This window comes from Nocardioides caricicola (genome assembly GCF_039541135.1).
In the GTDB taxonomy this organism is placed as follows: domain Bacteria; phylum Actinomycetota; class Actinomycetes; order Propionibacteriales; family Nocardioidaceae; genus Nocardioides; species Nocardioides caricicola.
Genome location: NZ_BAABFQ010000007.1, coordinates 262969 through 286295 on the forward strand (window position 1 = coordinate 262969; position 23327 = coordinate 286295).

17 protein-coding genes are annotated in these 23327 nt (G+C 71.0%); 10 read left to right on the forward strand and 7 right to left on the reverse strand.

What is annotated here, in order from left to right:
- Window positions 1-66 precede the first annotated feature (66 nt).
- The 5 genes from ABD875_RS15320 (at window position 67) to ABD875_RS15340 (ending at window position 9073) form a co-directional block, all read left to right on the forward strand.
- Window positions 67-1902, forward strand: a complete 1836-nt coding sequence (locus tag ABD875_RS15320; RefSeq protein ID WP_345179062.1) for an AMP-dependent synthetase/ligase — start codon at window positions 67-69, stop codon at window positions 1900-1902.
- A 20-nt stretch (window positions 1903-1922) separates the two neighbouring features.
- On the forward strand, window positions 1923-3296 hold the full coding sequence (locus ABD875_RS15325; protein WP_345179064.1) for a hypothetical protein: 1374 nt from the start codon (window positions 1923-1925) through the stop codon (window positions 3294-3296).
- Window positions 3293-4177 (forward strand): phosphatase PAP2 family protein, encoded by an 885-nt coding sequence (locus ABD875_RS15330; protein ID WP_345179067.1) that lies wholly within the window; start codon window positions 3293-3295, stop codon window positions 4175-4177. Before ABD875_RS15325 ends, ABD875_RS15330 begins: the two co-directional genes overlap by 4 nt.
- A gap of 171 nt (window positions 4178-4348) precedes the next feature.
- Window positions 4349-6493 (forward strand): MMPL family transporter, encoded by a 2145-nt coding sequence (locus tag ABD875_RS15335; RefSeq protein WP_345179074.1) that lies wholly within the window; start codon window positions 4349-4351, stop codon window positions 6491-6493.
- A gap of 57 nt (window positions 6494-6550) precedes the next feature.
- Complete coding sequence (locus tag ABD875_RS15340; RefSeq protein ID WP_345179087.1) at window positions 6551-9073, forward strand: bifunctional FO biosynthesis protein CofGH; 2523 nt, start codon at window positions 6551-6553, stop codon at window positions 9071-9073.
- 11 nt (window positions 9074-9084) lie between these two features.
- On the opposite strand, the gene ABD875_RS15345 is transcribed toward ABD875_RS15340, so the two are convergent.
- Complete coding sequence (locus tag ABD875_RS15345; RefSeq protein WP_345179091.1) at window positions 9085-11478, reverse strand: phosphoketolase family protein; 2394 nt, start codon at window positions 11476-11478, stop codon at window positions 9085-9087.
- 94 nt (window positions 11479-11572) lie between these two features.
- On the opposite strand from ABD875_RS15345, the gene ABD875_RS15350 reads away from it, so the two are divergent.
- The 3 genes from ABD875_RS15350 (at window position 11573) to ABD875_RS15360 (ending at window position 13191) form a co-directional block, all read left to right on the forward strand.
- Window positions 11573-11977 carry a DUF5709 domain-containing protein gene (locus tag ABD875_RS15350; RefSeq protein ID WP_345179094.1) on the forward strand — a complete coding sequence of 135 codons (405 nt, stop codon included), beginning with the start codon at window positions 11573-11575 and terminating at the stop codon, window positions 11975-11977.
- 51 nt (window positions 11978-12028) lie between these two features.
- Complete coding sequence (locus tag ABD875_RS15355; RefSeq protein ID WP_345179098.1) at window positions 12029-12175, forward strand: GPGG-motif small membrane protein; 147 nt, start codon at window positions 12029-12031, stop codon at window positions 12173-12175.
- A gap of 149 nt (window positions 12176-12324) precedes the next feature.
- Entirely contained in the window at window positions 12325-13191 is an 867-nt protein-coding gene (locus ABD875_RS15360) for a TIGR03619 family F420-dependent LLM class oxidoreductase (protein WP_345179105.1), read from the forward strand.
- A gap of 116 nt (window positions 13192-13307) precedes the next feature.
- Here the strand turns inward: ABD875_RS15360 and ABD875_RS15365 are convergent, their stop codons facing one another.
- The gene (locus ABD875_RS15365) at window positions 13308-13820 is read right to left on the reverse strand and encodes a hypothetical protein (RefSeq protein ID WP_345179115.1); all 513 of its coding nucleotides are present in this window, start codon (window positions 13818-13820) and stop codon (window positions 13308-13310) included.
- A gap of 168 nt (window positions 13821-13988) precedes the next feature.
- Between ABD875_RS15365 and ABD875_RS15370 the strand changes: the two genes are divergently transcribed.
- Window positions 13989-14963, forward strand: coding sequence for an AraC family transcriptional regulator (locus ABD875_RS15370; RefSeq protein WP_345179122.1), 975 nt, complete (start codon window positions 13989-13991; stop codon window positions 14961-14963).
- A gap of 1 nt (window position 14964) precedes the next feature.
- Here the strand turns inward: ABD875_RS15370 and guaA are convergent, their stop codons facing one another.
- The 3 genes from guaA to ABD875_RS15385 all read right to left on the reverse strand — a co-directional run bounded on the left by guaA (window position 14965) and on the right by ABD875_RS15385 (window position 20175).
- On the reverse strand, window positions 14965-16548 hold the full coding sequence (gene guaA / locus ABD875_RS15375) for a glutamine-hydrolyzing GMP synthase (protein WP_345179124.1): 1584 nt from the start codon (window positions 16546-16548) through the stop codon (window positions 14965-14967).
- 284 nt (window positions 16549-16832) lie between these two features.
- On the reverse strand, window positions 16833-18551 hold the full coding sequence (locus ABD875_RS15380; RefSeq protein ID WP_345179129.1) for a GMC oxidoreductase: 1719 nt from the start codon (window positions 18549-18551) through the stop codon (window positions 16833-16835).
- A 1-nt stretch (window position 18552) separates the two neighbouring features.
- A complete protein-coding gene (locus ABD875_RS15385; RefSeq protein WP_345179136.1) occupies window positions 18553-20175 on the reverse strand; it encodes a succinic semialdehyde dehydrogenase in 1623 nt (540 codons plus the stop codon).
- A 113-nt stretch (window positions 20176-20288) separates the two neighbouring features.
- Between ABD875_RS15385 and ABD875_RS15390 the strand changes: the two genes are divergently transcribed.
- The gene (locus tag ABD875_RS15390) at window positions 20289-20777 is read left to right on the forward strand and encodes a GNAT family N-acetyltransferase (RefSeq protein WP_345179140.1); all 489 of its coding nucleotides are present in this window, start codon (window positions 20289-20291) and stop codon (window positions 20775-20777) included.
- Here the strand turns inward: ABD875_RS15390 and ABD875_RS15395 are convergent.
- Both ABD875_RS15395 and ABD875_RS15400 read right to left on the reverse strand, forming a co-directional pair.
- Window positions 20774-21874 carry a TIGR03857 family LLM class F420-dependent oxidoreductase gene (locus tag ABD875_RS15395; RefSeq protein ID WP_345179146.1) on the reverse strand — a complete coding sequence of 367 codons (1101 nt, stop codon included), beginning with the start codon at window positions 21872-21874 and terminating at the stop codon, window positions 20774-20776. The genes ABD875_RS15390 and ABD875_RS15395 overlap by 4 nt on opposite strands.
- The gene (locus ABD875_RS15400; RefSeq protein ID WP_345179151.1) at window positions 21871-23313 is read right to left on the reverse strand and encodes an aldehyde dehydrogenase; all 1443 of its coding nucleotides are present in this window, start codon (window positions 23311-23313) and stop codon (window positions 21871-21873) included. Before ABD875_RS15400 ends, ABD875_RS15395 begins: the two co-directional genes overlap by 4 nt.
- Between the last annotated feature and the right edge of the window lie 14 nt (window positions 23314-23327).

The window sequence follows — 23327 nt, forward strand, 5'->3', positions numbered from 1 at the left end:
GGAACGACGCGAGGTTCTTCGAAGTTACGCTGGCCTCCGCCGCCCCGATCGGCGAGGCTGTGACGCATGACACAGGTCGAGCCCACCATCGCAGCCGAACGTGACCGCATCCAGGCCATGATCGAGGGACGCACCCTCGTCGACGCCATGGCCGAGACCGTCGCGCAGTACGCCGACGAACCGGCGTACTCCGACAAGCTGAACGCACCCGAGGGCGAGGCGTGGCGCACGCTCACGTGGCGCGAGACCAGCGAGCGGGCGCTCGACCTGGCCGCCGCGCTGATCGAGCTCGGCGTCGCCAAGGGCGACACCGTCGCGATCATGGCGACGAACCGGATCGAGCACTACCTGGCGGACATGGGTGCCGTGCACGCCGCCGCGACGCCGATGTCGATCTACAACACGCTGTCGCCGGACCAGGTCGCGTACGTCGCCGGCCACGCCCAGCCGTCCGTGGTGTTCCTGGAGACCGACGACCACCGGGCGCGCTGGTCGCGGGCGCTGGAGGAGATCGACAGCGTCAAGAGGGTCGTGATGATCGACGACGACTGGGCCGACCTGATCGCCGCGGGCGCGGCGTACCGCGCCGCGAACCCGGGCGTCGTCGAGGCGCGCGCCGCCGAGCTGGACCCCGACGACCCGGCCACGATCCTCTACACGTCCGGGACGACCGGGAACCCCAAGGGCGTCGTGCTGACCCACCACAACGTCCTGTACGAGGCCCTCTCCACGCAGGAGAAGGCCGGCCTGATGGATCCGCAGCGCTCGGTGAGCTACCTGCCGCTCGCGCACATCGCCGAGCGGGTGCTCGGGCTCTACGGCCCGCAGATCACCGGCAGCCACATGTACGCGATCGGCGACCCGGCGCAGCTGCTCGGCGCGCTCGGCGAGGTCCACCCGACGGCGTTCTTCGGGGTGCCGCGCGTGTGGGAGAAGATCAAGACCGGTGTCTCCGCGAAGCTCGCGGCCGACCCCGACCCCGCCAACCGCAAACTGGTCGAGGACTCGATGGCGGCCGGCCTGGCCTGGGTCGAGGCGCAGGAGGTCGGCGGCACGATGACGCCGGAGATCGAGGAGGCGTACCGGAAGGCCGACGAGGCGATCCTCGGGTTCCTCAAGCTGCTGCTGGGCCTCGACCAGGTCACCTGGGCCGGCTCGGCCGCGGCGCCGATGCCGATCGACGTCGCGAGGTTCATGGCCGGCCTCGGGCTCAAGGTGTACGACGTCTACGGCATGACCGAGACGTGCGGCGCGGTCACCGCCAACGGGCCCAGCGCGTTCAAGCTCGGCACCGTCGGCCAGGCCAACCCCGGCATGGAGGTCAAGCTCGGCGAGGACGGCGAGATCCTCGTGCGCGGCCCGGTGAACACGCCCGGCTACCACCGCCAGGAGGACGCCACCCGGCTGCTCATCGACGAGGACGGCTGGGTGCACACCGGCGACATCGGCACCCTCGACGACGACGGGTTCTTCTCGGTCGTCGACCGCAAGAAGGAGCTGATCATCACCTCCGCGGGCAAGAACATCGCGCCGTCGAACATCGAGAACTACCTCAAGGAGTCGCCGCTCATCGGGCACGCCATGGCGATCGGCGACAGCCGGCCGTACGTCGTCGCCGTCCTCACCCTGGACGGCGAGATCGCCCCGCTGATGGCGCAGCAGATGGGCATCGAGTTCACCGACCTCGCCGACCTGGCCCGCAAGCCGGAGATCCTCGCGGCAGTGCAGCAGGCCGTCGACACCGCCAACGAGCGGCTGTCGCGCCCCGAGCAGGTCAAGGCGTTCGAGCTGCTGCCGGTGGAGTGGACCGCGGAGTCCGACGAGCTCACCCCCACGCTGAAGCTCAAGCGCCGGGTCGTGAACTCCAAGTACGCCGACGTGGTGGACCGCCTGTACGGCTAGGAGACCGATAGGGTCACCGCGTGCTGCGGTCACCCTGGGAGCGGGTCACCGCCCTCGCGGTACTGGCCGGTGCCGTCTGGCTGCCGTTCGCCGGACGATCGCTGAGCCCCGACGAGGGCGGGCTCCTGATGCTGGGCAGCCAGTGGTCGGACGGGACGTCCCTGTACGGCGACTACTTCGTCGACCGGCCCCCGCTGCTGATCGCGCTGTTCTCGCTGGCCGACTGGCTCGGCGGTACGCCGTGGTCGCTGCGCCTGATCGGCGTCGTGGCGGTCGCCGCGACCGTGCTGCTCGCCGGGGCGGTCGGCCGCGCGGCGGAGGTGTCGCCGGTGCTGCCGGCCCTGACCGCAGCCGTCCTGGTCGCGACACCACTGTTCGGCGGCACCGTCGTCAACGGCGAGCTGCTCGGCCTGCCGTTCCTCGTCGGCGGGTGCGCGGCGGTGCTCATGGCCGCGCGGTCCGACGCCTGGCAGCGCTGGGCGCTGCTCGCCGGCGTGCTGGGCGCGTGCGGCGCGCTGGTCAAGCAGAGCCTGCTCGACGTGTTCGTGCTGGCCGCCGTGCTGCTGCTGACGCGGAGGCGCTTCGCCGCGCTCGGCGTGGTCGCGGCGGCCGCGGTCGCCACGGTCGCGCTGGCGGTGCTGCTCGCGTGGTGGCGTGGCACCGACCCCGTGGACCTGTGGGACGCGGTCGTCGTGTTCCGCGGCGACGCCGCCTCGGTGATCGCGTCGTCCGCGACCGACTCGACGACCGCGCGTCTCCGGGGTCTGCTGGTCGCGCTGCTCGCGTCCGGCGCGCCGTTGCTCGTCGTCGCCCTCGTCCGCCGGGTCCGCGGCTCCACCCTGCTCTGGCCGGCGCTCGCCGTGCTCACGTGGGAGCTGGTCGTCGTGCTCGCGGGCGGCAGCTACTGGCTGCACTACCTCATGGGTCTCGTGCCCGGCCTGGTGCTGCTCACCGCCGCCGCCCCCGGCACCGACCGGCTGCTGCGCGCGGCGTACGCCGTCTGCGCGGTCTCGACCGCCGCGGCGCTGTGCTGGGTGCTCGTCCGGCCGATCGACCGGCCCGAGGCGCCCGCCGTCGCGTGGCTCGACGCGCACGTCGAGCCGGGCGACACCGGCCTGGTCGCGTTCGGCGGCGCGAACATCCTGCGCGCGACCGGCCTGCCCTCCCCCTACCCCGACCTCTGGAGCCTGCCCGTGCGTGTGCACGACCCCGAGCTGACCCGTCTCGGCTCGCTGCTGTCCTCCCCGGACCGGCCGACCTGGCTGATCGTCGCCGGGACCTCCCTCGACACCTGGGGGGTCGACGCCGAGGCCGCTGACCGGATCATGGCCGAGCACTACACCGCGGCGACCACCGCCGGCGACTGGACGATCTACCGGAGCGACGAGCGGTGAGCCGTCGTGCGCGCGCCATGGCGGTCTACGCCGTGGCCCTGCTGGCCTGGAGCTGGTTCGTCGGGATCCCGAACGACCCGGCGGGCGTGATCCTGTGGATCTGGGTCGCGACCCTGGCGTGGAACGGGCTCGCGGACCCCTGGGAGTTCTGGAAGGACTGGTGGAAGCCGCTGCTGCTGCTGGTCGTCTACTGGCTGGTGCGCGGCCTCGTCGACGAGATCGGGATCGCGCCGCACTACTCCATGCCGATCCGGGTCGACGAGTGGCTGTTCGGGGGTACGACGCCCACGGTGTGGCTGCAGGAGGCGTGGTGCGGCGACCCGTGCACCCGGGACCTGCCGCCACGCTGGTGGGACGCCGTCTTCACGACCGTGTACGCCTCCCACTTCCTGGTCGCCCTGACGCTGGCCGGCGTCCTGTGGGTGCGCGACCGGCTCGAGTGGGTGCGCTGGCTGCGGCGCTACATCACGCTGCTGTTCTGCGGTCTGGCGATCTACATCGTCTACCCGATGGCCCCGCCCTGGATGGCCGCGCGCGACGGCTACCTCGACCCGGTCGCCCGGATCACCCGCCGCGGCTGGGCGGACATCGAGTTCCTCGGCACCGACCTGCACCGCCAGACGATGGTCATGTTCGGCATGGGCAACAAGGTCGCCGCGATGCCCTCCCTGCACGCCGGCATCGCCTTCCTGGTGGCGTTCTGGTTCATCACGCGGCTGCGCTCCCCCTGGCGCTGGCTGCTGCTCCTCTACCCGCTCGCGATGTCGCTGGCCCTCACCTACTTCGCCGAGCACTACGTCATCGACGCGATCGCCGGCGCCGCGGTCGCCCTGCTGGTGATGGTCGGCGTCGGCCGGTGGGAGCGGAAGCGGGCTGCGTGACCAGGGTCGAAATCCACTAGCGGTCAGGATCTGACCTGACATCCTGGTTGCGTGTCGAACACGGTCTCCCCGGTTCGACGTAGAGCGTCCGATGACTTCGGCTCGGCGACGAGGTCGGACTAGGGGAAAACCCCGATGCCCGCTGTCCCCGCTCACTGAGAGAGTTACGTCATGCACATCCAGATCGCCGGCAAGCTCACCGGCCGCATCACGAAGTGGATCGTCCTCGCGGCCGTGATCGTCGTGACGATGCTCCTGGCGCCCCTCGCCGGGAAGCTCACCAGCGTCCAGAACAACGAGGCCGAGTCGTGGCTGCCCGAGAGCGCCGAGTCGACCCAGGCGATCAAGGAGCTGGAGGCGTTCCAGGACCCGAACGACCTGGTGACGACGATCGTCTACTACAAGGAGTCCGGCCTCACCGAGGAGGACCTCGCGGAGATCGAGTCCCACGGTCCCGAGATCGCGGAGATCGAGGGCGTCTCGAACGTCATCACCCCGCAGACCGCCGAGGAGCAGGGCATCCCCGCGCCGTACGTCTCCGAGGACGGCCAGGTCGCGAAGCTGGACTTCACGATCAACCGCGGTGACGAGCTCTGGGAGGACATGCCCGGCGTCCGCGACGACGTCAGCGAGCTCGCCTCCATCGACGGGGTCGAGGTGTACGTCGCGGGTGCCGGCGGCACCACCGCCGACCAGGCGGCGGCCTTCGCGGGCATGGACGGCCGGCTGCTGCTGATCACGCTGTGCGCGGTCATCCTGATCCTGCTCGTCAGCTACCGCAGCCCGGTGCTGTGGGCACTCCCGATCTTCTGCGCGGTCGTGAGCCTCGGGATCGCGATGGGCCTGCTGTACCTGCTGGCGAAGTACGCCGACATGACGATCAACGGCCAGACGCAGTTCATCATGACCGTGCTGGTGATCGGAGCGGGCACGGACTACGCCCTGCTGCTGGTCGCGCGCTACCGAGAAGAGCTCCGTCGCCACGAGGACCGGCACGAGGCGATGGCGTTCGCACTGCACCGCGCCGCCCCGGCGATCTTCGCCAGCGCCTCGACCGTCGTGGTCGGCCTGCTCTGCCTGATGTTCGCCGAGCTCAACTCGACCGCCGGCCTCGGCCCGGCCAACGCGGTCGCCGTCGCGGTGACGTTCGTCGTGATGGTGACCCTGCTCCCGGCGCTGCTGGTCATCTGCGGCCGCTGGGTCTTCTGGCCGTTCATCCCGCGCTTCGGCAGCGACGAGCCGACCGAGTCCGGCTTCTGGGCCCGCACCGGCAACCGGATCGCTCCGCGTCCCCGCGTGGTCTGGATCTTCACCACGATCGCGCTGCTGATCGTCGCGCTCGGCGCCCTGCGCCTGGACACCTCGGGCATCCCGAACGACGAAACCTACGTCGCCGGCCAGGAGGTCGAGTCGGTCGACGGCAACGCGATCCTCGTCGAGCACGGCCTCGTCGACGCGAGCTCGCCGGTCCAGGTCGTCGCCAACACCGACCAGGCCGAGGCGGTCGTCGAGTCGATGGCCGGCATCGAGGGCATCCAGGAGCCCGCGATCGTCGCCGAGGAGGACGGCACGTCGCTGATCCTCGCCAACCTGACCGCCGACCCGCTCGACCAGGCGTCGATCGAGGCGGTCCACGAGGTCCGCGACGCGGTGCACTCCGTCGAGGGCGCCGACGCCCTGGTGGGCGGCTGGACCGCGGTGACCATCGACGTCGAGGAGGCCTCGGCCCGCGACAACAAGGTCGTCATCCCGATCATGCTGCTCGCGGTGATGCTGATCCTGATGGGGCTGTTGCGGGCGCTCGCCTCGCCGCTGATCCTCATCGGCACGGTGATCTTGTCCTTCGCCGCCGCGCTCGGCATCTCGGGCGTGGTGTTCGACCTGGTCTTCGACCGTCCGAACACCGACCCCGGCTTCCCGTTGTACGCGTTCGTGTTCCTGGTCGCCCTAGGCATCGACTACAACATCTTCTTGATGACCCGGGTCCGGGAGGAGACCGTCGGCAACGGGACGCGGCGCGGCTCGCTGATCGCGCTCGCCTCGACCGGTGGCGTGATCACCGCGGCGGGCATCGTGCTCGCGGCGACCTTCGGGGCGCTGGCGACGATGCCGCTGACGTTCGCCCTGCAGATCGGCACCACGATCGCGCTCGGCGTCCTGCTCGACACGATGATCGTCCGGTCGGTGCTGGTCACGGCGATCAACCTGGACCTCGGCGGCAAGATCTGGTGGCCGAGCGCGCTCGACCGCAAGCCGCCGGTCGTGCCGCCGAAGGACCCCGAGCGCGAGCAGGTCTCCGAGGCCGCGTCGGTGTGACCTGACCAACAGGTGGCCAGCCGCTCCCGACCGGGGGCGGCTGGCTAGCCTGTGGGAATGAGTGAGCAGCCCACTCCGCAGCAGGTGCGTCGCGCTCTGGCGCGCGCCGAGCGCGGGGCCGCCCTGGACGTGCCGGAGGCGACCGCCCTGCTGGCTGCCACCGGCGAGGACCTGGACCGGTTGACCGCGGCCGCGGCCAAGGTCCGCGACGCGGGCCTGGTGGCCGCCGGCCGAGCCGTCGACGGGCGACCGGTCGTGACGTACTCGCCCAAGGTGTTCATCCCGGTCACCAAGCTGTGCCGCGACCGCTGCCACTACTGCACCTTCGTCGAGTCGCCCGGGCAGCTCACCCGTGCCGGTCACGCGATGTACCTGTCCCCGGACGAGATCCTCGAGATCGCCCGGCAGGGCGCCGAGCTCGGCTGCCTGGAGGCGCTGTTCACCCTCGGCGACCGCCCCGAGGACCGCTGGCCCGAGGCCCGGGCCTGGCTCGACGAGCAGGGCTACGACTCGACGCTCGCCTACGTGCGGGCGATGGCGGTCCGCGTGCTCGAGGAGACCGGGCTGCTCCCCCACCTCAACCCCGGCGTGATGTCGTGGGAGGAGATGAACCGGCTCAAGCCGGTCTCGCCGTCGATGGGGATGATGCTTGAGACCACCTCGCGCCGGCTGTTCGAGACCAAGGGCGAGGCGCACTTCGGCTCCCCCGACAAGGACCCCGCGGTCCGGCTGCGGGTGCTCGAGGACGCCGGCCGGCTCTCGATCCCCTTCACCACCGGCCTGCTCGTCGGGATCGGCGAGGACCTCACCGAGCGGGCCGAGACGATCTTCGCGCTGCGCCAGGTCTCCCGCGCGTTCGGCTCCGTGCAGGAGGTCATCGTCCAGAACTTCCGGGCCAAGCCCGACACCGCGATGCGGCACACCGACGACCTCGGCCTCGACGAGTACCGCGCCGCGATCGCCGTCACCCGGATCGTGCTCGGCCCGAAGGCCCGCGTGCAGGCACCTCCCAACCTCGTCGACCTCGAGGAGTGCCGGGCGCTGCTCGGCGCCGGCGTGGACGACTGGGGCGGGGTGTCCCCGCTGACGCCGGACCACGTCAACCCCGAGCGGCCCTGGCCGTCCCTCGAGCGGCTCCGCGAGATCACCGCGAGCTGCGGGTTCGAGCTCAGGGCGCGGCTCACCGTGCACCCCGAGTACGTCCGCCAGGGTGAGCCCTGGCTCGACCCGCGGGTCTCCGGCCATGTCGCCGCCCTCGCCACTGAGGACGGGCTCGCCAGACCCGGCGTACGCCCGACCGGCCTGCCGTGGCAGGAGCCGGACGGCGGGTTCGCGAGCGTCGGCCGCACCGACCTGTTCGCGGCGGTCGACCGGGAAGGACCTGGAGGGGGCCGCACCGAGGACCGGCGCTCGGACTTCGCGAACGTGTACGGCGACTGGGACTCGATCCGTGAGGCCGCCTCCCACACCGGGGTCTCGACGGGCTCGACCACCGACGGCGTCGCCGCGCTCAAGGCCGCCGAGAAGGACCCGGGCAACCTGTCCGACGAGCACGCGCTGACCCTGATGACCGCCGAGGGCGACCTGCTGCGCGAGGTGTGCCGGCTGGCCAACGACCTGCGCCGCGAGACCGTCGGCGACGACGTCACCTACGTCGTCAACCGGAACATCAACTTCACCAACGTCTGCTACGTCGGCTGCCGCTTCTGCGCGTTCGCGCAGCGGCGCACCGACGCCGACGCGTACTCGCTGTCCCTCGACGAGGTCGCCGACCGGGCCGCGGAGGCCTGGGACCTCGGCGCCACCGAGGTCTGCATGCAGGGCGGGATCGACCCGGAGCTGCCGGCGACGGCGTACTTCGACCTGGTCAACGCCGTGAAGCAGCGGGTCCCGGAGATGCACGTCCACGCGTTCTCCCCGATGGAAGTCGTGAACGGCGTCGCGCGCACCGGCCTGTCCATCGAGGACTTCCTCATCAAGGCGCGCGAGTCCGGGCTCGGCTCCCTGCCCGGCACGGCGGCGGAGATCCTCGACGACGAGGTCCGCTGGGTGCTCACCAAGGGCAAGCTGCCGACCCGCACCTGGATCGAGGTCGTCACCACCGCCCACCGGGTGGGGCTGCCGACGACCAGCACGATGATGTACGGCCACGTCGACAACCCGCGGCACTGGGTCAACCACCTCCGGGTGCTGAGCCGGATCCAGGACGAGACCGGTGGGTTCACCGAGTTCGTGCCGCTGCCGTTCGTGCACACCTCGTCGCCGATCTACCTGGCCGGCGTCGCCCGTCCCGGCCCGAGCCTGCGCGACAACCTTGCCGTGCACGCGATGGCACGGATCCTCCTGCACGGCCGGGTCCCCAACATCCAGACGTCGTGGGTCAAGCTCGGGGTCGACGGCACCCGCGCGATGCTGCAGGCCGGCGCGAACGACGTCGGCGGCACGCTGATGGAGGAGACCATCTCGCGGATGGCCGGCTCCGAGCACGGGTCGGCCAAGACCGTCGCCGAGCTCGTGGAGATCGGCGCCGGCATCGGCCGTCCCGTCGTCGAGCGCACGACGACGTACGGCGTGCGCTGACCCGACCCGGCTCAGCCCTCCGGTGCGTTGCGCTCCGGCGACGAGGTCGTGACCTCCGGGCCGGGCGCAGGGCTCCACTGCCAGTCCCGGATCTCCGGCAGGTCCTCCCCGTGCGTCCGCACGTACTGCCGGTGCCGGATCAGCTGGTTCCTGAACAGCTCGCGCGCGCGGGCCGACGTGGACGCCAGCCGCGGCACCCGGTCGAGCACGTCGATGGCCAGGTTGTAGCGGTCGATGTGGTTCATCACGGCCATGTCGAACGGCGTGGTCGTGGTGCCCTCCTCCTTGTAGCCGCGCACGTGGATGTTGTGGTGGTTGGTGCGCCGGTAGGTCAGCCGGTGGATCAGCCACGGGTAGCCGTGGTAGGCGAAGATCACCGGCTTGTCGGCGCTGAACAGGGCGTCGAAGTCGGCGTCCGACAGCCCGTGCGGGTGCTCGGACTGCGGCTGCAGGCGCATCAGGTCGACGACGTTGACCAGCCGGATCTTCAGGTCCGGCACGTGCTCGCGCAGCAGCGCGACCGCGGCCAGGGTCTCCATCGTGGGGACGTCGCCGGCGCAGGCCATCACGACGTCGGGACCGTCGACGTCGTTCGACGCCCACTCCCAGATGCCCAGGCCCTTAGTGCAGTGCACGATCGCGTCGTCCATCGACAGGTACTGCAGCGCCGGCTGCTTGCCCGCCACGATCACGTTCACGTAGTGCTTGCTGCGCAGGCAGTGGTCGGCCACCGAGAGCAGGGTGTTGGCGTCCGGCGGCAGGTAGACGCGGACGACGTTCGCCTTCTTGTTCACGACGTGGTCGATGAAGCCCGGGTCCTGGTGCGAGAACCCGTTGTGGTCCTGGCGCCAGACGTGCGAGGTGAGCAGGTAGTTCAGCGACGCGATCGGGCGGCGCCACTCGATCTTGCGCGTGGTCTCCAGCCACTTGGCGTGCTGGTTGAACATCGAGTCGACCAGGTGGATGAACGCCTCGTAGCAGGAGAACAGCCCGTGCCGGCCGGTGAGCAGGTAGCCCTCCAGCCAGCCCTGGCAGGTGTGCTCCGAGAGGATCTCCATGATCCGGCCGTCCGGCGCGAGGTGGTCGTCGTACTCCTCGATCTCGGCGTTCCAGGTCCGGTTCGTGACCTCCATGACGTCCTGGAGCCGGTTCGAGGAGTTCTCGTCCGGCGCGAACATCCGGAAGTTGTGCATGTTCTGCGCCATCACGTCGCGCAGGAACCCGCCGAGCACCCGGGTCGCCTCGACGGCTCCGGTCCCCTGCTCCTTCACCTCGACCGCGTAGTCGCGGAAGTCCGGCATGTGCAGGCCGTGGAGCAGCAGGCCGCCGTTGGCGTGCGGGGTCGCGCTCATCCGCAGCGTGCCGTCGGGGTGCAGCGCCGCGATGTCCGCGGCCGGCGCACCGGCCTCGTCGAACAGCGACTCGGGCTCGTAGCTGCGCATCCACTCCTCGAGCACCTTGCGGTGCGCGTCGTCCTCGCGGGCGTTGGCGAACGGCACCTGGTGGGAGCGCCAGAACCCTTCCATCCGCTTGCCGTCGACCTCCTTCGGGCCGGTCCAGCCCTTGGGTGAGCGGAGCACGATCATCGGCCACGGCCGCCGGGTGACAGGTCCGGACGACGCGCGCGCCTCGCCCTGGATGTCGGCGATCTCGTCGAGGCAGCGGTCGAGCGTCCCGGAGAAGTCCGCGTGCATCTGGGCCGGATCGCTGCCGGCGACGACGTACGGCGTGTGCCCGTGCCCGCGCATCAGCGAGAGCAGCTCGTCCTCGGGGATCCGCGCGAGCACGGTCGGGTTGGCGATCTTGTAGCCGTTGAGGTGGAGGATCGGCAGCACCGCGCCGTCGCGGCGCGGGTCGACGAACTTCGTCCCGTGCCAGCTGGTGGCCAGCGGGCCGGTCTCGGCCTCGCCGTCGCCGACGACCGCCGCGACCACGAGGTCCGGGTTGTCGAACGCGGCGCCGTACGCGTGCGAGAGCGCGTAGCCCAGCTCGCCGCCCTCGTGGATCGAGCCCGGCGTCTCGGGTGCGACGTGGCTGGGGATGCCGCCCGGGAAGGAGAACTGCGTGAACAGCCGGCGCAGCCCGCGCTCGTCCAGCCCGATGTCGTGGTAGACCTCCGAGTACGTGCCCTCGAGGTACGACGCCGCCACCATGCCCGGCCCGCCGTGGCCCGGTCCGGTGATGTAGAGCATCTCCGTCCCGCGCTGCATGATCGCGCGGTTCAGGTGCGCGTAGATGAAGGTCAGCCCCGGGGTGGTGCCCCAGTGCCCGAGGAGACGGGGCTTCACGTGCTCGGGAAGCAACGGCTCGCGCAGCAGCGGGTTGTCCATCAGGTAGATCTGTCCGACCGACAGGTAGTTCGCTGCGCGCCACCACCGGTCAAGGACTGCGAGGTCATCGGCCATGCACCCACCGTCTCCAGTCGGCGACCGCTCATGCAAGGGTCGAACGGCCCGGCCGCTCGCATCTCACCCGAAACGGGCGGGTACCGTCGTCCGCATGAGTCATGGCGATGGCGACCAGGAGATCTACGGCGACTACAGCGTCGACGACGAGGACCAGCCCGGCAATCTCGAGGACCTCGGGGACAGCGACGTCGAGGACGAGCTGGACCGCGGCTACTCGCCGCCGGAGAAGTGGTCGGCCGGCCAGGGTTACGGCAACACGCCCTGGGAGGAGGAGCACCGCGAGACCATCGACCAGCGCATCGGCCAGGAGGAGCCCGACGTCGACCCCTACGACGACAGCGCCGAGCTCCCCGAGGACGACCAGGTCGGTGACCGGCGCGCCGGCCGGCTGGTCGGCGATGCGGGCGGCGACGACTTCCTGGCCGACGACGTCGGCATCGACGACGGCGCGGCCTCGGCCGAGGAGGCGGCCGTCCACATCGTCGAGAACGAGTGAACCCCGCCCGATCCGGGTAAGTCCTTCCTGACAACTGAAAGGGAGGGACTCGTGTTCGCGTTTCTGCTGTGGATCCTGGCCGTCATCCTCGTGATCGGCGGCATCGTCCAGCTCTTCAAGGGCCAGGTGCTGTTCGGGATCGTGCTCATCGTCGTGGGGCTCCTCGTGGGTCCGGGCGGCGTCAGCCTCTTCACCTAGGAGCACCCCGAGACACCAGGGCCGCGGTGCCGATGCCTGCGTGAGTTCATCGGCGCCGCGGCCGACCCGGGGGTACCCCAGGGGGGCACCTCGCAAACGGGTCGCGCCAAGAACGAGAACATGTTCTAGTTCGCCGCTAGGCTGGCCGCGTGCGCTTCTCGATCAGCACGGCCTTCCAGCCGGTCGACCACCTGCCCGCCCTGGCCCGCGCGGCCGACCAGCTCGGCTACCACTCGATGGCGGTGCCCGACCACGTCGTCGACCTCGAGGAGCTGGCCACGCCGTACCCGTACACGTCCGACGGCTCCCGGCGCTGGGACTCCTCGGCGGCCTGGCCGGACCCGTGGGTCCTCATCGGCGCGCTCGCAGCGGTGACGACCCGGCTGCAGTTCTTCACGTCGGTCTACGTCCCCGCGATCCGCAACCCGTTCCAGGTCGCCAAGAGCGTCGGTACGGCGGCCGTGCTGTCCGGCGGGCGGGTCAGCCTGGGCGTCGGGATCGGCTGGTGCCGAGAGGAGTTCGAGCTCCTCGGCCAGGACTTCCACACCCGCGGCCGGCGTACGGACGAGGCGCTCGCGCTGATGGCGGAGCTGTGGAAGCCGGGCTGGACGGAGTTCGAGGGCGAGTTCTACACCGCACCCCGGCTGGTGATGGAGCCGACGCCTCCCGGCCGGATCCCGATCCTCGTCGGCGGCCTGTCGGAGATCGCCTTCCGCCGCGCCGCGCGCCACGACGGCTGGGTGGGCGACATGTACACCACCGACGAGGCGATCGAGATCGCCGCGCGCATCGCCGAGGTGCGCCGCGAGGTCGGGGCCGAGGGTGAGTTCTCGGTGATCACCGCGCTCAAGGACGCGTTCCTGCCCGAGCACTTCCAGCGCGCCGAGGCCGGCGGGATCACCGACTGCTGGACGATGCCGTGGGCGTACTACCACGGTCTCGACTGCACCGTGGAGCAGAAGATCGACGGCATGGAGCGGTTCGCGCACGACGTGCTGGTGCCGGTGAACGGGTAGCTCCCGGAAATGGAAGAACCGCCGGGGTCTCGGGTCCCCAGCGGTTCGTCGCAGACTCTACCGGCCGGAAGAGCGGAACGGAGCGTTTTCGGACGTTTTAGGTCTAGAGATCTGGGTCACGCCGACCGGGCGAGGCCCAGACGCCGCGACCCGAGCGCCTCGGAGAGCGACTCGCGGATCAGCACCAGCGCCTGGGCGCGCAGCCGGAGGACCTGCTCGTGGGTCAGGCCGAGCTCGGAGCCGACCTCGTCCATCGGCCGGTGCTCGAGGAAGTACGTCGCCGCCACGACGCGCAGCCGGGCGGGGAGCACGGCGATCGCACGGGCCAGACGCACCTCGGCACGCAGCCCGGGACCACGACGCGAGGAGCAGGCCATCCACTCGAGAGCCTGCAGCTCGTCGGAGAGCGCCGTCCGGATCCACACGCTCGCGACCTGGGCGAACGGGGCCCGCGTCTCGGGCTCCCACGCCTCGGCGGCGCGCTCCAGCGCGAGCCGGCCGACCAGCCGCAGCTCGTCGCGGTCGAGGTCCGCGGCCGAGCCGCGGGTCATCTCCCACACGAGCTCGTCGACGAGGGTCAGGTGCTCAGCGACCAGCTCGTCGGCGGTCGGTTCGGCGTAGATCTCCATGTCGTCTCCCGAGATGAACGGTGCATGTCCCCGCCCCACGGTAGGACCGCGGGGCGCGGCCGCGAAATCCGCGCAGCGCGGTCGCTATCCGGTGAACGCGGCAGAACCGCGAACACGGCGCCCCGCCCGGTGACATACTCGCCCGACCTGCACCCCCGGGGAGGCTGGATGTCCGTCGCGACCATTCCGCTGGCCTCCAAGCCGGGATTTCGGACGACTGATGTCGAGGCGGTCCGGGCGTGGGTCGGCGCCTCCCTGTCGCCGCACCGGTTCGAGCTGCTCGGCCGGACCCGGCACATCGACGTGGTCCACCACCGCGCCGGGCTCAGCGGGAGCGCGTTCCACTACGTCGACTACGGCGGCGACATCCTGGAGACCGCCGACCTCGGCGACCCGGTGCTGGTCCAGATCCCGCTCGCGGGTCGCACCCTGATCCAGAGCGGTCCGCACGCGGTGATCGCGACCCCGACGATGGCGGCGGTGACGACCGGCTACACCTCGATGCGGTACGTCGCTCCGAACCCCCGGCTGGTCTTCCGCGTCGAGCGCGAGCTCCTCGAGTCCCGCCTCGCCCTGGCGACCGGCGCGCCCGTGCGCCGCCCGCTGCGTCTCGACCTGGCCTTCGACCTGACCAGCCCCGGCGGGCGGACCTGGCGCTCCCTCGTCGACACCGTGGTCGCCGACCTGAGCGCCGGTGGGCCGATCAGCCAGTCACCCCTGGCGTCGGCGTCGCTCGAGCTGGCCATCATCGACAGCCTGCTGTCGGTGCACACCGGCGCGCACTCCGACCTGCTCCACGAGCAGAGCAGCAAGGCGTACCCGCGTGCCCTGCGGCGGGCCATGGACCTGATCGAGGACCACTGCGCCGAGCCGCTGACCACCGCCGACGTCGCCGAGGCCGTCGGGGTCTCGGTCCGCGCCCTGCAGGAGGCGTTCCAGTCGCACCTGGACACCACCCCGATGGCCTACCTGCGCTCGGCGCGGCTGCGCCGGGTGCACGCCGAGCTGGTCGCGGGCGGCGAGGGCGTGACCGTGACGGACGTGGCGCTGCGCTGGGGAATCACCCACGCGGGCCGGTTCGCGCAGGACTACCGGCGTACGTTCGGGCGGTCGCCCTCCGAGACCCTGCGGCAGGGCCGCTGAGTCACTCCCACTCGATGGTGCCCGGCGGCTTCGAGGTGATGTCGACGGTGACCCGGTTGATCTCGCGCACCTCGTTGGTGATGCGGGTCGAGATCCGCTCGAGGACGTCGTACGGCAGCCGCGCCCAGTCGGCGGTCATCGCGTCCTCGGAGGTGACCGGGCGGAGCACGATCGGGTGGCCGTAGGTGCGCCCGTCGCCCTGGACGCCGACGGAGCGGACGTCGGCGAGCAGCACGACCGGGAACTGCCAGATGTCGCGGTCGAGACCGGCCTTGGTCAGCTCCTCGCGGGCGATCGCGTCGGCCTCGCGGAGGATGTCGAGGCGCTCACGGGTGACCTCGCCGATGATGCGGATGCCGAGTCCGGGGCCGGGGAACGGGTGCCGCCAGACGATCTCGGCCGGGAGACCGAGCTGCTCGCCGACCAGGCGGACCTCGTCCTTGAACAGGGTGCGCAGCGGCTCGACCAGCTCGAACTCGAGGTCCTCGGGCAGGCCGCCGACGTTGTGGTGGGACTTGATGTTGGAGGTGCCGGCTCCCCCGCCGGACTCGACGACGTCCGGGTAGAGCGTGCCCTGCACGAGGAACGCGACCTTGCTCCCCCCGTCGTCGGCCAGCGCGTCGCCGAGGATCTCGGCCTCGGCGGCCTCGAACACCCGGATGAACTCGCGGCCGATGATCTTGCGCTTCTCCTCGGGGTCGGTCACCCCGGCGAGCGCGTCGAGGAAGCGCTTCTCGGCGTCGACGACCTTCAGGTCCACGCCGGTGGCGGCGACGAAGTCGCGCTCGACCTGCTCGGTCTCGTCCTTGCGCATGAGCCCGTGGTCGACGTACACGCAGGTCAGCCGGTCCCCGATGGCGCGCTGCACGATCGCGGCGGCGACGGCGGAGTCGACACCGCCGGAGAGGCCGCAGATCGCGCGGCCGCGGTCACCGATCTGGTCGCGGATCGACTCGATCTGCTCCTCGACGATGTTGACCATCGTCCAGGTCTGGCGGCAGTGCGCGATGTGGACCAGGAAGTGCTCGAGGACCTTCTGCCCGTGCTCGGTGTGCAGCACCTCGGGGTGCCACTGGACCCCGGCGAGGCCGCGGTCGACGTTCTCGAACGCCGCGACCGGGGTGACCGCCGTCGACGCGAGCACGTCGAATCCCGGGGGCGCCGCCGCGACGGAGTCGCCGTGCGACATCCACACGGTGTGCGCGGCCGGGATGTCGGCGAGCAGGGTGCCGGGCGCGCCGACCGTGACGGCGGTGCGGCCGTACTCGCGAGCGCCGGTGTGCGCGACCTCGCCGCCGAGGCCCTGGGCCATCAGCTGGAACCCGTAGCACATGCCGAACACCGGGGTGCCGGACGTGAAGATCGTGGTGTCGATGCTCGGGGCGCCGTCGGCGTACACCGACGACGGACCGCCGGACAGGATGATCGCCTTGGGGTTGCGGGCCAGCATCTCCGCCACCGGCATCGTGTGCGGCACGATCTCGGAGTAGACCCGCGCCTCGCGGACGCGGCGGGCGATCAGCTGGGCGTACTGGGCCCCGAAGTCGACCACCAGGACCAGATCGTGCTCCGCAGCCTGCGTCATGGGGGTCAGCCTATCGAGCGGCTCGGCGAGGTGCCGTCGCGCCCTCGCGAGCTCGGGCGCGGGCTTTTCGCCGGTGCCGGGCGCGCTACGCGCCCGGCGGCGAAAACCCCCTGTCAGGACCCGGCCGGGGAGGGAGGGTGGCCGGGCCCTGACCGTCCACGCATCTGCTGGACAGAGCCTGGACACGGGACCCGGCGGTGGGAGGGAGCGTTTGACCGGGTCCGCTGGCTCAACGAGGGGTCCAGACCGGCGTTACGGGGTTCCGGACACGAGTTCCGGAGAATTCAGCTGACCCCGACGATCGGCAGTCGCAGGGCTCCCGGCGCGTCGGCCGGCACGACCGGAGCGAGCGGCTTGACCGCCTCGATCCGGGTGTACGGCGACCCGAGGTCGGGGCGCGGGTCGACCTCGCCCTTGTTCGGCCAGAACGACATCGCCCGCTCTGCCTGGGCCGTGATCGTGAGCGACGGGTTCACGCCGAGGTTGGCGGTCACCGCCGACCCGTCGGCCACGTGCAGACCGGGGTGTCCGTAGACGCGCTGGTACGGGTCGATCACGCCGGTCTCGGCGGAGTCGCCGATCGCGCAGCCACCGAGGAAGTGCGCGGTGAGCGGTCGGTTGAACGCATCGCCCACGGCACTGCCGGGGAACCCGTTCATGATCCGCGCCATCGTGCGGATCGCCTCGTTGCCGGCCGGGATCCACGTCGGGTTCGGCTCGCCATGGCCCTGCTTCGAGGTGAGGTAGCGCTTGCGGGTGCCGGGGATCCGCTTCGTGTACGTCGTGATCGAGTTGTCGAGACTCTGCATGACCAGGGCGATCACGGTGCGCTCGGACCAGTGCTTCATGTCGTACAGGTCGCGCACCTCGCGGCGCTGGCGCCACATCTCGCGCAGCCAGGTCCGCCAGCGCGGCTCGTCGCCGTCACCGTCGGTCAGCACCGACTGGAGCAGCGACATCAGGTTGCTGCCCGGGCCGTAGCGGACGTTCTCGATGTGGGTGTTCTCGTCGGGATGGAAGCTCGACGTGATCGCGATGCCCTGGCTGTAGTCCACGGACGTGTCCGGCGCGATGACGCCGCCGATCGACTCGGAGTTGGTGCGGGCGAGGTGGCCGAGGCGGTGCGACACCCGCGGCAGGTGCCCCTCGTCGCGCATCCGGTGCAGCAGCCGCTGGGTGCCGAGCGCCGACGCGGACAGCACCACCTGCTCGGCGGTGAGCACCCGCCGCGCCGAGCGGCGCGAGGTCTTGGCCTTGGTGAACCGCACGTGCACGTCGTACCCGCCGCCGGACCGCGGCGAGACCTGGGTGACGGTGGTCAGCGGGAGGACCTTCGCGCCGGCGGACTCGGCGAGGTGCAGGTAGTTCTTCACCAGGGTGTTCTTGGCGTTGTGACGGCACCCGGTCATGCACGAGCCGCACCCGATGCAGGTCTTGCGCTCCGGGCCCGCGCCGCCGAAGAACGGGTCGTCGACGGTCTGGCCCATGCCCGCGCCCGGCCCGCCGAAGAACACGCCGACCGGGGTGGTGTGGAACGTCTCGCCGACACCCATCTCGGTGGCGACCTTCTCCATCACGTCGTCGGACGGCGTGCGCAGCGGGTTGTCGACCACGCCGAGCATCCGCTTCGCCTGGTCGTAGTACGGCGCCAGCTCGGACTGCCAGTCGGTGATGTGGCTCCACTGCGGGTCGGCGTAGAACGCCGGCAGCGGCTCGTACAGCGTGTTCGCGTAGACGAGCGACCCGCCACCGACACCCGCGCCGGACACGATCAGGCAGTCGCGCAGCGCGTCGATCCGCTGGATCCCGTAGCAGCCGACCTCGGGCCGGAAGAGGTACTTCGTGACGTCGAACGACGTCTCCGGCAGGTCGTCGTCCTCGAAGCGGGCGCCGGCCTCGAGCACGCCGACGCGGTATCCCTTCTCGGTCAGCCGCAGCGCGGTGACGGAGCCGCCGAAGCCGGAGCCGACGACGAGGACGTCGAAGTCGAAGTCGTGCGCCATGTCAGGCCCGTCCCAGCTTCTTGAGCAGCCGCAGGTTGAAGCTCATCACCTTGGCGTAGGCCTCGTCCGACATCCCGAGCTGCGGGCCGAGCGCCAGCACCCGCTGGGTGGCGACCGACTGGGTCTCGGTGAACCGGAGCACGCCCTCGGCGCCCTGCCTGCGGCCGGTGCCGGACTCGCGCATGCCACCCATCGGGGTGTCGAGGCTGGCGAAGGTGGCACCGAACGCCTCGTTGATGTTGACCGTGCCGCACTTGATGAAGCGCGCGATCGCGCGGGCGCGGTTGCCGTCCTGGCTGTAGATCGAGGCGTTGAGGCCGTACTGGCCCTCGTTCGCCCGCGAGATCGCGTCGGCCTCGTCGTGGAACCGGTAGAGCGACACGACGGGTCCGAACGTCTCCTTGCCGAAGCAGGTCATCTCCGGCGTGACGCCCTCGAGGATCGTGGGCTCGTAGTAGAAGGGGCCGAGGTCCGGGCGGGCCTTGCCGCCGGTGAGCACCCGCGCGCCCTTCGCGACCGCGTCGTCGACGTGCGCGGTGACGGCGTCGAGCTGGGCCTGTGAGGTCAGCGTGCCCATGTCGTTGCCCCAGTCCAACGTCGCGCCGAGCGTCATCGCCTGGGTGCGGGCCACGAAGCGCTCGACGAAGCGGTCGTAGACCTGGTCGGCCACGAACATCCGCTCGATCGAGACGCACAGCTGGCCCGAGCTGGAGAAGCTGGCGCGGACGGCCCCCTCGGCCGCCTTCTCGAGGTCGGCGTCGCGGAGCACGAGGAGCGGGTTCTTGCCGCCGAGCTCGAGCGAGCTGCCGATCAGCCGGTCCGCGCAGGCCTTCGCGACGACCCGGCCGGTGGCGGTCGAGCCGGTGAAGCAGACGTAGTCGGCGCGCTCGATGATCGCGCCACCGATCTCGGGACCGGGGCCGGCGACGACCTGCCACAGGTCCCGCGGGATGCCGGCCTGCTCGAGCAGCTCGGCCCCGAGGAGCGCCGACAGCATGGTCTGCGCGTCCGGCTTGATGACCACGGCGTTGCCCGCGACGATCGCGGCCAGGCCGTCGATCAGGGCCAGGTTGAACGGGTAGTTCCACGGCGAGATGATCCCGACGACGCCCTTGGGCACCCGGTTGATCTCCGCGCGCGTGAGCACCGGGAAGACGCCCGGGCTGCGCGTGGTGCCGAGGTGCTTGACCGCGGTGCGTCCGTAGTAGCGCGCGGTGAGCGCGACGTGCAGCGGCTCGTCGAACGCGTGCTTGCGCGCCTTGCCGTTCTCGAGCACCACCAGGTCGGTGATCTCCTCCTGCCGGTCGAGCACCAGGTCGTGCAGCCGCAGCAGCATCGCCGCCCGCTCCTCGATCGGCGTGCGCGACCAGGCCGCCTGCGCCTTGCGCGCCCGCTGGAACGCCTCGGCCACGTCGGCCTGCGTCGACTGCGGGACGTGCGCGAGCGGGGCGCCGTCCAGCGGCGAGAACACCTGCGCGGTCCGGCCCGAGGTGGCGAGCAGGCGATCCGTGAGAGCCGCGACGTACTCGGGCTCGAGCGCGTACGCCGCGCGCGGGTCGTGCTCGGGGTCGTGCGGGCCTTCGACCACCGGACCGCCGGCGGGATTCGGGTTAGAGGCGCTCATGCGACCGAGAGTATGTGACCGGTGTCTCCGAGAACTACCTTTCAGTAGCTCTTCGGGAGCCCGGTGTGCGGTTTTACACATCGGCTTGCGTTGTCAACGAGATGGAGGAGCGTGTGGAGAACGGATCGGACCCGGCCACCGTCGTGGTGCGCGCCCAGCCCGACGACTGGCAGCGCCTGCGCGACGTACGCCTCGCGGCGCTGGCGGAGTCACCTGAGATGTTCGGCTCGAACTTGGCGAAGGAGGAGGCGTTCGACGAGGCGGAGTGGCGCGGCCGGGCCGCCCGACCCGCCACGTTCCTGGCGTCTCGGGACGGCGTCGACGTCGGCATGGCCGGTGTCTACGAGTTCGACGACGGCTGGAGCGTGAACGGCATGTGGATCACCCCAGCCGCGCGCGGCACCGGTGTCGTCGAGGCCCTGATCCGGGCCTGCGAGTCGCTGGTGGAGGCAGCGGGAGCGACGACGATCGGGCTCGGCGTGATGGAGGACAACCCGCGTGGGCGGCAGGCGTATGCCCGGCTCGGCTACGAGCTCACGGGCGCACGCGAGCTCATCCGGGATGGCCGCGACGAGCTGTTCATGACCAAGGCGCTGGGCTAGGCGAAGAGTCCCGGGTTGACGCTGACCTCACGCGCGAGCGGCTTGCGGATGTCCCGGTAGGCGCTGACCATCGGCGCGATCTCGTGCGGCTCGGCGCCGTGCAGGATCACCGAGTGGCAGCCGAGCTCGAGCTCGCGCTGGATGGTCGCGGCGGCGTCCTCGGGGCGGCCGCTGGCCGAGGCCGTGAGCCACTCCTCGGGGACCAGCTCGGCGATGCGCAGCAGCGTCTCGGTGTCGGCCGAGGCATCGATGGCGCCGGCCGCAGCGGCAGTCGTGAAGACCTCCGACGTCTTGAGCTTCTCCCAGGCGCCGGGGTCCCAGCCGTTGACGGAGACGAGCGTGTCGCCGTACGCCTGGAAGTAGGTGACCAGCCGGCCGACGCCGCGCCGGAGCTGGTCGTCCTCCGACATCCCGTCCGGTACGGCGGCCAGGCACGACCAGATGCGGACGCTGTCCGGGTCCCGCCCGGCCTTCTCCGCGCCGCGGCGGACGGCTTCGATGGAGCTCTGTGTCGCCTGCTCGGAGAAGAACGTGTGCATGACGACGAAGTCGCAGAGCTCACCGGCCAGCGCCATCGTCCGCGGACCGACCGCGACCAGTCCGAGCGGCGGGCCCTCCCCCAGCCCGCTGCGGTTGTGCAGCACGGGCCACGTCCCGGCGGGGCCGTCGTGGTCGAGCACGAAGCCGTCGGTCCAGAGCCGGCGCAGGATGCCGATGAAGTCACGCAGCACCGCCTCGGTGACCAGCGGCTGGCCGATCGCCTTCCAGTGCTCCGACGACCCGCGACCGAACGCCATGGCGTAGTTGCCGCCGGTGATCGCGTGCAGCGTCGACCCCATCGTCGCGGTGATGATCGGGTGCCGCATGTGGTGGTTGATCGCGGTGTGCGCGATGCCGAGGGACGGCGCCCGTCCCGCGATCGCGCCGGCGAGCACGCCCGCCTCCTTGACGGTGAACCGCTCGCTGATGTGCGCGGAGCCCAGCCCCATCGCCGCCGCGTCGGTGGCCTCCGGGAAGACCTTCCGCGCGTCGGCCGGGTGGTGGGTGACGGCGTAGTAGGCGAGCTCGTTCAGCTGGTCGGAGGACTGCTCGCTCACGGGGTGTAGATCGACTTGAGCTCGGTGTAATGCGCCAGCCCCTCGGGACCGAACTCACGCCCCACGCCGGAGTTCTTGTAGCCGCCGAACGGCGCGGAGAAGTCCATCGTGTACGTGTTCACGCCGTACGTGCCGGTGCGGACCTGGCGGGCGACGTCGAGGCCGGCCTCCACGTCGCCGGTCCACACGGTCCCGGCCAGGCCGTATTCCGAGTCGTTGGCGATCCGGACCGCGTCGTCGACGTCGTCGAACGGGATCACCGACAGCACCGGCCCGAAGATCTCCTCCTGGGCGATCCGCATCCGGTTGTCGACGTCGGCGAAGACGGTCGGACGGACGTACCAGCCCGAGGAGAGGCCGTCGGGCATGCCGTTGCCGCCGACGACGACGCGAGCGCCCTCCTCCTGGCCGAGCGCGATGTACTTCTCGACGCGCTCCTGCTGGCGCTGCGCGACCATCGGGCCGATCTCGGTCGCCGGGTCCATCGGGTCGCCGACCTGCATCTTCGACACGGTCTCGGCGAGCGCGCTCACGACGTTGTCGTAGTTGGCACGCGAGGCGAGGATGCGGGTCTGCGCGACACAGGCCTGGCCGGAGTTCATCAGGGCCGTGAACTTCAGGCCCTCCATCGCCGTGCCGAGGTCGGCGTCGTCGAGCACGATCGCCGCGGACTTGCCGCCGAGCTCGAGCGAGACCCGCTTGAGCTGCTCGCCGCACACGGCGGCGATCTTGCGGCCGGCCGCGGTCGAGCCGGTGAACGCGACCTTGTCGACGTCCGGGTGCGCGACCAGGTGCGCGCCGACCTCGCGACCGCCGGCCACGATGTTGACGACGCCGGCGGGCAGGCCGGCCTCGAGCAGGTGCTCGGCCATCAGGTAGGTGTCGAGCGGGGTCTCGGGCGCGGGCTTCACCACGACCGTGGAGCCGGAGAGCAGCGCCGGGATCACCTTCGACATGATCGTGAACTGCGGGACGTTCCACGGCGGGATCGCCGCGACCACGCCGACCGGCTCACGGCGTACGACGACGTCGGTGCCGAGCACGCCGGTACGCCGCTCCTCCCACGGGAACTCGCGCGCGATGCCGAGGAACGCCTCGATCTGCATCCACGGCGCGGGCGACTGCGCGAGGTTCGCGAACGACGTCGGCGAGCCCATCTCGAGCGTGATCAGCTCGGCCATCTCAGCGAGCTTGCCGGCGTAGAGGTTCGAGAAGTTCTGGACGACCTCGATCCGCTCCTCGGGCGACATCCGCGGCCACGGGCCGGAGTCGAACGCGCGCCGCGCCGCGGCGACCGCGGCGTCGATGTCCGCGGTCGTGCCGTCGGGCACGGTCGCGATCACCTGCTCGGAGTGCGGCGACACGACCTGGATCGTGTCCGACGAGGCGGGCGCCGCCCACTCGCCGTCGATGAAGAGCGTGGACCGGTCGAGCGACATGTGTGTGTCTCCTG